The organism is Pseudoclavibacter sp. 13-3 (assembly GCF_021168475.1).
Taxonomy (GTDB): domain Bacteria; phylum Actinomycetota; class Actinomycetes; order Actinomycetales; family Microbacteriaceae; genus Pseudoclavibacter_A.
In genome coordinates this window covers 65,981-77,688 of record NZ_JAJOZT010000006.1, presented here as the reverse complement: position 1 = coordinate 77,688, position 11,708 = coordinate 65,981, and the positions used below count along the sequence as shown (strand labels likewise).

Annotated in this window: 9 protein-coding genes; 6 read left to right on the top strand and 3 right to left on the bottom strand. The window is 69.0% G+C overall.

Features of this window, described 5'->3' with window-relative positions:
* Positions 1-28 precede the first annotated feature (28 nt).
* A complete protein-coding gene (locus tag LRX77_RS09895) occupies positions 29-1,492 on the bottom strand; it encodes a glutamyl-tRNA reductase (protein WP_231832737.1) in 1,464 nt (487 codons plus the stop codon).
* 64 nt (positions 1,493-1,556) lie between these two features.
* Between LRX77_RS09895 and hemE the strand changes: the two genes are divergently transcribed.
* The 6 genes from hemE to hemL all read left to right on the top strand — a co-directional run bounded on the left by hemE (position 1,557) and on the right by hemL (position 8,618).
* On the top strand, positions 1,557-2,669 hold the full coding sequence (gene hemE / locus LRX77_RS09890; RefSeq protein ID WP_442961630.1) for a uroporphyrinogen decarboxylase: 1,113 nt from the start codon (positions 1,557-1,559) through the stop codon (positions 2,667-2,669).
* Entirely contained in the window at positions 2,666-4,228 is a 1,563-nt protein-coding gene (locus LRX77_RS09885) for a protoporphyrinogen/coproporphyrinogen oxidase (RefSeq protein WP_231832736.1), read from the top strand. Before hemE ends, LRX77_RS09885 begins: the two co-directional genes overlap by 4 nt.
* Positions 4,225-5,199, top strand: a complete 975-nt coding sequence (hemC, locus tag LRX77_RS09880) for a hydroxymethylbilane synthase (RefSeq protein WP_231832735.1) — start codon at positions 4,225-4,227, stop codon at positions 5,197-5,199. Before LRX77_RS09885 ends, hemC begins: the two co-directional genes overlap by 4 nt.
* Positions 5,196-6,086: a uroporphyrinogen-III synthase gene (locus LRX77_RS09875; RefSeq protein ID WP_231832734.1), complete on the top strand. Its 891-nt coding sequence runs from the start codon at positions 5,196-5,198 to the stop codon at positions 6,084-6,086. Before hemC ends, LRX77_RS09875 begins: the two co-directional genes overlap by 4 nt.
* Positions 6,083-7,159, top strand: coding sequence for a porphobilinogen synthase (hemB, locus tag LRX77_RS09870; protein ID WP_269453858.1), 1,077 nt, complete (start codon positions 6,083-6,085; stop codon positions 7,157-7,159). Before LRX77_RS09875 ends, hemB begins: the two co-directional genes overlap by 4 nt.
* A gap of 106 nt (positions 7,160-7,265) precedes the next feature.
* Complete coding sequence (hemL, locus tag LRX77_RS09865) at positions 7,266-8,618, top strand: glutamate-1-semialdehyde 2,1-aminomutase (RefSeq protein ID WP_231832733.1); 1,353 nt, start codon at positions 7,266-7,268, stop codon at positions 8,616-8,618.
* A gap of 340 nt (positions 8,619-8,958) precedes the next feature.
* Here hemL and glpX read toward each other — a convergent pair whose 3' ends face one another.
* Positions 8,959-9,933: a class II fructose-bisphosphatase gene (glpX, locus tag LRX77_RS09860; protein WP_192496746.1), complete on the bottom strand. Its 975-nt coding sequence runs from the start codon at positions 9,931-9,933 to the stop codon at positions 8,959-8,961.
* A gap of 101 nt (positions 9,934-10,034) precedes the next feature.
* Positions 10,035-11,645, bottom strand: a complete 1,611-nt coding sequence (locus LRX77_RS09855; RefSeq protein ID WP_231832732.1) for a plasmid pRiA4b ORF-3 family protein — start codon at positions 11,643-11,645, stop codon at positions 10,035-10,037.
* Between the last annotated feature and the right edge of the window lie 63 nt (positions 11,646-11,708).

The following is an 11,708-nucleotide window of genomic DNA, read 5'->3' as shown; positions in this document are numbered from 1 at the left end:
GCTCACTCGAAGCTGAGATCGAACAGCCTCAGCTCACCGAACGCAGCGTGTCGTCATCAGCGGCACGATACGTGTGCGGCCCCAAGATCTCATGCGCGATCGGGCAGCGTCCGCAGGTCTCGACGTCTTCATCGGCCATGTCGACCTGGATGCCGTACAGTGCCTCGAGCGCGTCGACGAAATCGTGCGGGCGATCTTCTGCCGCCAGATCGCGCGAACGCTGCATCGACGTGTTCAGCAGCACACCCACCAAGTGGTGCAACGCCTTCTCGGTGTTCGCCTGGCTCGGCTCGTGATGCCGCGACCGCTCGATCTCGGCATCGAGCTTGTCGAAGAACATCGCCTTCAGCTGCGCGAGCCCGCGGCCGACCCGCTGCTGATTGCGCTGCTGATGAAAGCTCTGCGCGGCCTCGTCGACGAGCGAACGGGCATCGTCGCTCGATCGCAGCTCGCTCAGCGGAGCGTGCAGTTTGATCGTCTCAAGATCGAGCAGCTCGACCTCGGGCAGATCGGTGACGTCGACAGCCACGTTGCGCGGCATGCCGAGGTCGATGATGAGCTGACGAGCCGGCAGATTCGGCACAGCCGAGACCGCGCCGATTGAGCCATGCTCGAAGGGGCACACCGCGGCATCGGCATCGCTGCCCGTCGCATCGACAACGGCACGGGAGAATCCGACGTGGCTGGCTTCGGCGCGGCTGACACGCAGGAGTTCGGCGTCGACCACCGTATGCGGCGACGTCGTGCAGGTCACGATCAGGTCGGCGCAGGCGAGCTCATGGGGGAGGCGCTCCGCCTGCACCGCGCGCAGCTCGCGCACCTCTGCGAAATGCTCGGCTCGTCCGCTGGCTGAGTGCACCGCGATGTCTGTGACGCCACGAGCCTTCAGCGCGGCGACGGTGACACGGGCGTACTGCCCGGTGCCGACCAGCAGCACGCGCAGCTTCGACCAGTCGACGATGCGGCTGTCGCTCAGATCGAGCGCCAGCTGCACGATCGAACGACCCATGCGGCCGAGCTCGGTCTGGTTCTTCACCTCGCGGGAGGTCTTCGCCGCGGTCTGGAACAGCCGCTCCAGATCAGAGGTGGTGGCGCCGATCTTGCGCGCGTGCTCGAGGGCTGCGGCGACCTGACCAGAGATCTCGGTCTCGCCGACGACGAGCGACTCAAGGCCGGCGGTCACCGAGAACAGATGCTGGGCGGCGGCGTCGCCGACGTAGACCGCGCTGCCGGTCTTCAAGTCTTCATAGTCGACTCCGGTGTGGGCGCACACCGCCTGCCAGGCGGCCACGACTGCGAGTCGGGGATCTGAGCCTTCGGGCTGGCGCACATCGAGGTAGGCTTCGAAGCGATTGCAGGTGGCGACGACGACCGCTCCGCCGAAGAACTCGCTTCGAGACGTCAGAGTGCGCGCAGCATCGGCAGCGCCGGAGAGTCCCTCGAGCAGGGAGAACGGCGCGTTCTTGTGACTGGACGACACGCAGAGAAGCACGTCTGACATTCTAAGCGTTTTCGGTCAATTCTCTAAATCGTCAGATGTTTGCGAGAATGGCCGTGTGAGTCTTCCTGCCGCGCACCCGCTGAACCCGGTCTCTCCTGCATCGAACGCCCCAGCATCAACTGCTGATTCGGCTCTGGTGCGGGCCCTTCGCGGCGAGTCGTCAGCACACGTGCCGGTCTGGTTCATGCGTCAGGCGGGGCGGTCGCTGCCTGAGTACCGCACGGTGCGCGAGGGCGTTGCGATGCTCGACGCGTGTCTGCGCCCCGATCTCGCCGCCGAGATCACGCTGCAGCCGGTGCGTCGCCATCACGTGGATGCAGCGGTCTTCTTCTCTGACATCGTCGTTCCGCTGAAGCTGGCCGGGGTCGACGTCGACATCGTTCCCGGGCGCGGCCCCGTGTTCGGCTCGCCCGTGCGCACTGCGGCCGCCGTGGATGCGCTGCCCGAACTCACCGCCGATCAGCTCGCGCCGATCGCCGAGGCCGTGCGCCTCACCGTCGCTGAGCTGGGCGGCACTCCGTTGATCGGCTTCGCCGGCGCTCCCTTCACTCTCGCCGCCTATCTGGTCGAAGGCGGCCCTTCGAAAGACCACTTGGCCGCGCGTGCACTGATGTTCGCCGAGCCCGAGGTCTGGGAGCGTCTCGTGATGAAGATGGCCGACTACTCTGCGGCGTTCCTGCGCGCACAGGTGCTCGCCGGAGCATCGACCGTGCAGCTCTTCGACTCATGGGTCGGGTCGCTGGCCCCGGCCGTCTACCGTGCACACGTACGCCCGGCGTCCGCCCGCGTGCTCGCCAGCGTGGCCGACCTGCGCACCGTCGACGCACGCAGCGTGCCACGCATCCACTTCGGTCTCGCCGGGCCCGAGATGCTCTGCGACCTGCGCGACGCAGGCGCCGACGCGGTGGGCGTCGACTATCGCACTGAGCTGGCCGACGCGATCGATCGGCTGGGCCTTGACGTTCCGGTGCAGGGCAACCTCGACCCGGCGCTGCTCGGTGCGCCGTCCGCAGTGCGCGAGGCCGCCGCTGACCGCATTCTGGCGGCCGGACAGCGAGCTGCCGGTCACGTGTTCAACCTCGGCCACGGTGTGCCGCCGACGACCGATCCCGACGTGCTCACCCGCCTCGTCGCACACGTGCACGCGTGGGAGGCGACCGAGCGGTGACCGAGCAACGCAATGCTGAGCTCGATGCCGATCTGTTGGTCGTCGGCGGCGGCATCGCCGGGCTGGTCAGCGCCTGGACGGCGGTGCAGGCCGGGCGACGCGTGATCGTGCTCGAAGCCGGCGATCACGTCGGTGGGCCGGTGACGGGGCATGTGCTCGCAGGTCTCGAGATGGACGCCGGCACCGAATCGTTCGCCACTCGCGGCGGCAGGGTCGAACCGCTGTTGGCCGAGCTCGGGCTGGCCGGCCGAGTGGTCGCGCCGAATCCCGCGGGTGCGTGGGTCGGCTACCGCTGCGACGGATGCTTCGCTGCGAGCCGCCTGCCGCGCACGGGGCTGCTGGGCATTCCCGCAGACCTCGACGAGCAAGGCGCGGCGTATGGTGAGCTCGTCGAAGCCATTGGCGCCGAGGGAGCGCGCATCGCACGGCTCGATCTGACTCTGCCGCCGTCAGTCGGCGTCGACGCTGTGGAACCCCGGGCGACGACTCTCGGCACGCTCGTCGAGCAGCGCATGGGCCGTGCCGTGGTCGACCGGCTGGTCGCCCCGGTGGCCGGTGGCATCTACTCGGGCGACCCCTATGAGATGCCCGTCGAATCGGTCGCGCACGGCCTGCTCGCTGCGCTCGCCGAGACCGGAACGCTCAGCGCAGCGGTGCGGAATCTGCAGGCGCAGCGTGCTCCAGGGTCTGCCGTGCGCGGGCTCGCCGGGGGCATGCACACTCTGACCGACCGGCTGCGCAGCCGCATCGTCGTCGCGGGCGGTCGCATTCTGCTGCACAGCCGAGTCGATCGCATTGAACGCATGACCGACGGGTGGCGTGTGCGTGCCGATGCGATCGACGCCGGCGCAGCAGACGGCGCGCCAGCCGAGCGGCAGGTGCATGAGCCGAGCTCACCGGCATGGCACACCGCAGCCCAACTCGTGCTGGCGACCACGGCCGACCCCGCCCTGCACCTGCTCGAGATCTTCGAGGCGGGCGGCTGGGCGCATCCGGCGGCCGTCGCACTCGTGACCCTGGTCGTCGACGACGCGCGACTCGATGCCGAGCCCCGCGGCACCGGCCTGCTCGTGACCGCTGATGCGCCTGATGTGCAGGCGAAGGCGATGACGCACGCCTCGGCCAAATGGCGCTGGATCACCGACGCCGCAGCCTCGACTCACCCCGGTCGTCACGTGCTGCGGCTGAGCTACGGCCGCGCCGGGCAGCCGACCGCGCTGGGCGACGATGAGCTGCGTGCCCAGGCGGTGCGCGACGCGCGCGTGCTCACCGGCGTCGACATCGCAGATCATGCAGTGGTCGCGTCTGCGGTGCACCACTGGCTGAACGTGCAGCCGAGCGATCGGGCGATCGAGATTCGACAGGCGGTGGATGCCGCAGTCGCGCACCACGGAGACCTCGCGGTGGTCGGATCATGGCGTTCGGGCACCGGCCTCGCATCGGTGATGCCGCACGCTCGGGAACAGACCTTGAAACTGCTGGCTCACTCCGCGCACACTGAAAGCGGTGCGTCGCACGAGACGGCAGCCGACCCGACACATGAAGAGGTGGCAAAGTGACAGGCACGACCATTCGTCTCGGAACGCGCGGTTCGCGACTGGCGGTGGCACAGTCGCAGCTGGTGGCAGACGCGCTCGAGGAGGCGACCGGGTATGCGGTTGAACTCGTGCCGGTGGTGACTCACGGCGACGTGTCGAAGGCCTCACTCGCACAGATCGGAGGCGTCGGCGTGTTCGCGACCGCACTGCGACAGGGCCTCGCCGCCGGTGACTACGATGTGGTCGTGCATTCGTGCAAAGACCTGCCCACCGCGCAGGCGCAGCACCTTGACATCGCAGCGATGCCCGAGCGGGTCGATCCGCGGGATGTGATCGTGACGCGCGCCGGCGAAGGTCTCTCCGGGCTCAGGCACGGGGCTCGGGTGGGCACCGGTTCGACGCGTCGCCAGGCACAGCTGCGCCGGGCACGACCTGATGTCGAGATCGTCGACATCCGCGGCAACATCGACACCCGCATCGGTCGAGTAGACCATGACCTCGACGGTGTGATCATCGCTGCGGCCGGGCTGGAACGGCTGCCCTCGGCGGCCACGCACCACCACGAGCCGCTGCCCATCGACACCTGGGTGCCGGCACCGGCTCAGGGCGTGCTCGCCGTCGAGACGAGACAGGGCGAGAGCGATCTGGTCGCCGCCCTCGACCATGCCCCGACTCGTCTGGTCGCGACCCTCGAGCGTGCTGTGCTGGGCGGGCTGGGCAGTGGATGCGCCGCTCCGGTCGGCGTGTATGCGGTCGTCGCGTCTGACCTGCGCTCGGTCGAACTGCATGCTCGGGTCTATGACCTGGACGACGCTCAGCACGATGTCGCCGTCGATGAGGTGCTCGAGCTCGGCGAGATGCTCAGCGCGGTTGCAGATGCTGCGACGACCGAAGCCTGGAGCGTCAGTGAGGGCGAGCGCGTCGCGCAGCAGCTGATCGCTGCGGGGGCCGCCCGGATCATCGCGGCGGCAGATGCCCGGAGGCCAGCGTGACCGACGCTGCAACGCACGACGCTGTGACCGCAGATCTGCACGGATGGCGTGTGCTCGTTCCTCGCGGCGGGACCGAAGGCGAGCGCATCGCCGCTGAGATCGCCGCTCGAGGAGGGGTGCCGGTCGTCGCACCACTGATCCGCACGGTGCCGCCCGCAGACGCTTCGAAGCTCGAACAGGCGGTCGAACGGCTGCAGGCCGGCGACTACGACTGGGTCGTGCTGACCAGTCAGCGCGGCGTCGACGCACTCGACGACTGCGGTCTAGCAGCCACCACGCCGCGGTTTCGCACCGCATGCGTCGGCACCACGACAGCCGCAGCCGTGCAGGCGAGGCTCGGCCTCAGCCCAGATCTGGTCCCGCAGCAGCAGAGTGCGCACGGTCTGCTCGACGTGTTCCCCCGACCCGGCGAAGCCGCCGCCGATGATCGTGCTCGGCTTCTGCTGCCGCACTCGGCACAGGCGCACGCCACGCTCGATCAGGGGCTGCGCGCGCTCGGCTGGCAGGTCGACGTCGTCGACGCCTACCGCACCATCGGCGTTGCTCTGTCGCAGCAGGCCATCGAAGACGTGCGCCGCGGAGCGATCGACGCCGTTCTCGTGACCAGCGGCACCGTCGCGCAGCAGGTCGCCATCCAGTTCGGCGCATCGGCCGCGCAGACCGTGCTCGTCTCGATCGGCGAGCAGACCACGAACGACGCCGAGGTGCTCGGGCTGCGCATTGCGGCGACGGCACGCGAGCACAGCATCCCCGGGATGCTCGCCGTCCTCGCCGAGCTCGCCGCCGGCCGCCGCCGCACCGGCGCGGCCACCACAATCTCACGCGCGCCCAGCATCAGCCGGAGCAGCGTTACCGACCAGTCAGCGACAGAAGGAGTCACCAAATGACTGCACATGCTTCAGACCATGCCTATGATCTGCCCGCCGGCGGATCGCGCACCCCCGGCGAGCTCGGAGCCCCGGCGCTCGCGGCCTTTCCCCGCGTTCGTCCGCGGCGCCTGCGTCAGTCGCCGGCCGTGCGGCGCATGATGCGCGAGACTCGCATCGAGCCGTCGCAGCTGATTCTGCCGCTGTTCGTGAGAGAGGATGCGACTGAGCCGGTGCCGATCTCGGCGCTGCCCGGCCAGGAGCAGCACACCGTCGAATCGCTGCGCCGCATCGCGGCTCGCGCCGCTGAGGCGGGCATCGGCGGCGTCAATCTGTTCGGCATTCCGGCACACCTCGACGCAGTCGGCTCGCAGGCGGATGCCGCAGACGGCATCGTGCAGCGCGGGGTGCGCGCGATGGTCGAAGAGGTCGGCGATGCGATCGTGATCCAGACCGATCTGTGCCTCGACGAGTTCACCGATCATGGCCACTGCGGCGTGCTCGATGCGCAGGGGCGGGTCGACAATGACGCCACGCTGGAGCGCTACGGTGCGATGGCGCTGGCTCAGGCCGAGGCAGGATCGCACATGCTCGCGCCGAGCGGAATGATGGACGGACAGATCGGCTACCTGCGCGACGTGCTCGACGCAAACGGCTACCAGGACGTCATGCTGCTCGCCTATGCGGCCAAGTACGCGTCTGGGTTCTACGGGCCGTTCCGCGAGGCCGTCGACTCGCAGCTCACGGGTGACCGCCGCACCTATCAGCAGGATCCGGCGAACGGACGAGAGGGTGTGCGCGAGGCACAGCTCGACATCGCAGAAGGCGCCGACGTGGTGATGGTGAAGCCTGCCGCGTCGTTCCTCGATGTGCTCTACCGTGTGTCGCAGATCAGCCCGGTGCCGGTCTGGGCGTACCAGGTGTCAGGCGAGTACGCTTCGATCGAGGCCGCCGCCGCGAACGGCTGGCTCGACCGCGAACGCGTGATCGACGAGTCGGTGACCGGCATCTTCCGCGCCGGTGCCGAGGCGCTGCTGACGTACTGGGCGCTTGAAGTCGCCGACCGCCTGAACCACGGCAGCTTCGGGGAGTGACCCTGCTGCGGTGTGCGGCAGACCGCACGACCACGCAGGCGACATGCGGACGCGAATGGCGCATCCGCCCGAACGACTTCATCACAATCGAGAGGTGACACACAACATGACCACGAACGCAGAGCTGTTCGAGCGCAGCGAGCGCATCATTCCCGGCGGCGTCGACTCGCCGGTGCGAGCCTTCGGCTCGGTCGGCGGCGTGCCCAACTTCATCGCCAGTGCGTCGGGAGCGCATGTGCGCGACGTCGAGGGCAACGAGTTCGTCGACCTGGTCGGGTCGTGGGGGCCGGCGCTGCTCGGCCACGCGCAGCCTGAGGTCGTCGCTGCGGTTCAGGCTGCCGCAGCTCGGGGACTGTCGTTCGGCGCTCCGACCGAAGGCGAGGCCGAGCTGGCCGAGGTCGTCGCGCAGCGCGTGCGTCGTGGCGGGGTCGCCCCCGTCGAGCGGCTGCGCTTCGTGTCGACCGGCACCGAGGCGACCATGACCGCCATTCGCCTGATGCGAGGAGCGACCGGCCGCGACCTGATCGTGAAGTTCGCCGGCCTGTACCACGGTCACAGCGATTCGCTGCTGGTGGATGCCGGGTCGGGGCTCGCGACCTTCGGCCTGCCCGCCTCTGCCGGCGTGACCGCGGCGGTCAGCGCGCAGACGATCGTGCTGCCGTACAACGACATCGGGGCCGTGCGCGCCCTCTTCGCCGAGCGCGGTGACGAGATCGCCGGCGTGATCGTCGAGGCCGCTGCGGCGAACATGGGCATCGTGCCGCCGCTGCCCGGCTTCAACGCCGAGCTGATCGAGGTCGCTCATGCGCATGGTGCGCTGGTGACGCTCGATGAGGTGCTGACCGGCTTCCGCGTGAGTGACGCCGGATGGTGGGGGCTCGAGAACGCCGATGCGGCCGAGCCGTATGCGCCCGACCTGATGACCTTCGGCAAAGTGATCGGCGGCGGCATGCCGATTGCGGCTGTGGGCGGCGCCGAGAAGTACATGAACCTGCTCGCCCCGCTCGGCCCGGTGTACCAGGCGGGCACGCTGTCGGGCAATCCGCTGGCGATCGCGGGCGGGCTCGCCACGCTGCGCCTGGCGAACGCCTCGGTCTACGAGCGGGTGAACGCTGCCTCTGAGGCGCTGCAGGGTGCAGTCTCCGAGGCGCTGGATGCTGCGGGCGTCGCGCATCGCATCCAGCGTGCGGGGTCGCTGTTCTCGATTGCGTTCGGCGAGCACGACGAAGCGCTGGTGAACTACGACGAGGTCAAGGCGAGTGAGACGTGGCGATATGCGCCGTTCTTCCACGCGCTGCTCGACGGGGGAGTCGCCGCGCCGCCGTCGGCGTTCGAGGCGTGGTTCGTCTCGGCTGCACACGATCAGAGCGTGATCGATCGCATCGCCGAGGTGCTGCCGGCCGCCGCTCGCGCTGCTGCCGAGGCCGAACGCCCCGCGACCCCACCGATCGGCGGGTAGCGGGCCGAATCGACTCCGGAGACGAAGCGAGGCTCCCGGCATTCGCACACTGCCGGGAGCCTCGCCCTGCCTGCGCGCCTCACCTGCGACACCCGGATGGCACAGCGCCGACGAATGGCCTGTGTCGGGGGCGGAAAGACCCGAGGACGTCGATGGGGGAGCAGCTGTCAACCCTGATGAAGCCCGAGTGATACAGCGATGGGGCCGCCGAACGATCCGGCGGCCCCATCGGGTCACTCTTCAGCTGCGCTCAGCCGCACTGCGTTGAGTTGAGTTGAGCTGCATTGCGCTGAGCTCACACCGATTCAGCTCGGCGGCCCGGCTCAATCGAGACGAGCGATCACGCCCACTTCGAGGCGAGGTGATCGGCCTCGATCCAGCGCACGGTGCCCGACTTCGAGCGCAGCACGATGCTCTGCGTGTGGATGTAGCCGTTGCGCGGCCCCTTCACACCCTTCAACAGCACGCCGTCGGTCACACCCGTGCCGACGAAGTAGGTGTTGTCGCTGGCGACCAGCTCGGAGTCGGTGTAGATCTTGTCGATGTCGAGCCCGGCGTCGATGCCGCGCTGACGCTCGGCGTCATCCTTCGGAGCCAGACGGCCCTGCATGACGCCCTTGAACGCCTTGATCGCCGCCGCGGTGATCACGCCTTCGGGGCTGCCGCCGCGGCCGAGCAGCATGTCGGCGTCGCCCCAGGGGCTTGCCGCATTGATGCCGCCGACGACGTCGCCGTCGAGAATGAGATTGGTCTTGGCGCCGACCGAGCGGATGCGCTCGATGAGCTCTTCGTGGCGCGGGCGATCGAGCACGATGACGGTCATCTCACTGACCGGCTTGCCGAGCGCCTTGGCCAGCTCGCGGATGTTCTCTTCAGGGGTCATCTCGAGCGAGACGACGCCTTCGCCGATCGAGCTGGTCACGATCTTGTCCATGTAGAACACCGTTGACGCGTCGAGCATGCTGCCTCGGTCGGCGACGGCCATGATCGACACCGCGTTGGGGCGGCCGGCAGCAGTCTGCGTGGTGCCGTCGATCGGGTCGACGGCGATGTCGGCCTGAACGCCGGTGCCGTCGCCCACGTGCTCGCCGTTGAAGAGCATCGGAGCGCGGTCTTTCTCACCCTCGCCGATCACCACGACGCCGTCGAATGCGACGGTGTGCAGAAACTGTCGCATGGCGTTGACAGCGGCCCCGTCGGCCTCGTTCTTCTGGCCACGGCCGACCCACACCGACCCGCGGATCGCTGCGGCCTCAGTGGCTCGCACCAGCTCCAGCGCGAGGTTGCGGTCAGGCTGCTGAGACTGTTCAGTCATCTGAAAACTCCTAAAAGCTGCCGACCGCATCTCGATCGGCGCGTCAGCCCCCATCTTACCCGGTGCCAGCGCGAACAGTGGCTGAACGCCCAGTGCCGAAGTCACCCGCGCAGCAGCTCGGACGCGAGCGTTGCTGCCGCAGCAGAGATGCGGCTGTATCCGACCGGCTCCGCCCGCGAGGCGAGGTTCTCATCTTGTGCCTCGTGAGCATCCCCGAGATTGGCGAACAGGGTGACATAGCTGCTCACGTCGGCATACAGCGCCGACTCTGCGACACCGCCGCCGCTGGCGGTGCGCCAGCCGAACGCGGTCATCTCGGCGGCGATCAGGCGCATCTCGGGCTTGTGCCCCTCGGCGGCGACGTGCAGCAGGTACAGCAGCCGGACGAACTCCTGCGGATCGTCCAGAGCCTCGGCGCCGAGCCGCGTGCGCAGCGCGGTGACGAAGACCGCCGCATCGGTGCGAGCCCGGCGGCCGGCGCGCGTCAGCCGAAGCCGCCCGCCGCGCACGTAGAGCAGGCCGATGCTCTGCAGCAGTGCGCGCAGGTTCGCGACCGGCGGAGTTGAATCCTCGCGTGTGGCGCTGCCCGGCCAGCCGTCGCACGATGGCAGCAGCTGCGCCACGGCCGACACGAGGTGCGGGCGCAGGCGCCCGGCCGCGGTGAGTTCGGCGCCGTCGTCGCCGACGTGGTCGAGCACAGCCATGATCGGGGCGAACGCCTCGGCGAGCAGGGGGTCGCGCTGAGGGGTGTCGGCGGATGCCCCGCGTTCGCCCGCCGCGCCCGCGCGCGCTCGCAGCAGGCCGTCGACGACCTGTGCGCGACGCAGAGTCTCTTCGGCGATCGACGCCGGTGCCAGTCTGACGAGCCGCCGCACCGCTTCGCTCACGTGTTCGAGCTGCCGAGCGGCCAAGAGCTCGATCGACGCGTTGACCTCGGCGGCCGAGAACCGGTCAGGGTCGCGCTCGGCGAACGCCGACGGATCCCCCGCAGCGACCAGCCCCCGCGTGTTCTCGAGCGGGGCCGCCCGGCGGCCGTCGACGCAGGTGGCGGCAGGGGAATCCGCAGTCGAAGTGCCCGACGCACCCTCGAGCTCGATGACGCGCTCGAGGCGCAGCGTCACCTGCCAGCAGTCGCCGTAGTCGTAGAGGTAGAACAGCCGGTCGCCGGGCTGCTGCAGGGCCTCATCGAGGTGCACCGAGGATTCGGGCGTGCCCTCGACGTCGCCCTCTTCGATGTCGTACTCGCAGATGAAGGGCTCGACACCCTGGTCGAGGGGAGACCCGCCGAGTGCGAAGCGGTGCAGATGCGTGTCTTGCCAGGCGAAGGCGGCCTGCAGCACCTGGTGCACCTGGTCGAGCGTGAGGTCGCTGCGCAGGTCGAGACGGCGCCAGATCTGCCGTTCATGCGGTGGGGTCTGTGCTGCTGAGGCACCCTTGGCCCCGTTGGCAACGGTCTCGTCGGGCGAGGTGTCGATGTCGAGGTCGAGATCAATGCGGATGCGCAGCAGCGCCGGCTGCGCGAGGCGCGGTCGGCGCAGGCTCGGGCGCTGTTCGGCCAGCTCAGACAGGACGTTCTCGGGCTGCGGAGCATCGATCTCGTTGAGCAGCTGCAGAGCCTCTTCGGCAGAGAACTGACCGATGAGTGCAGCGAACTGCTGCTGCAGATCGTGGTCACTGCGGTCTGGATCGTCCTCGGCGTCTGCGGCGGTCATGCGCTCAGCCTAGGGGCTGAGCGCTTCGCGCGCGAGGGGTGAGGGCAGACACCGGCAGCAAGA

Bases quoted from the DNA above. Each gene is read 5' to 3' on its own strand.
- hemB (WP_269453858.1), top strand. From the start codon at position 6,083: ATGACTGCACATGCTTCAGACCATGCCTATGATCTGCCCGCCGGCGGA.
- hemL (WP_231832733.1), top strand. From the start codon at position 7,266: ATGACCACGAACGCAGAGCTGTTCGAGCGCAGCGAGCGCATCATTCCC.
- glpX (WP_192496746.1), bottom strand. From the start codon at position 9,933: ATGACTGAACAGTCTCAGCAGCCTGACCGCAACCTCGCGCTGGAGCTG.
- LRX77_RS09855 (WP_231832732.1), bottom strand. From the start codon at position 11,645: ATGACCGCCGCAGACGCCGAGGACGATCCAGACCGCAGTGACCACGAT.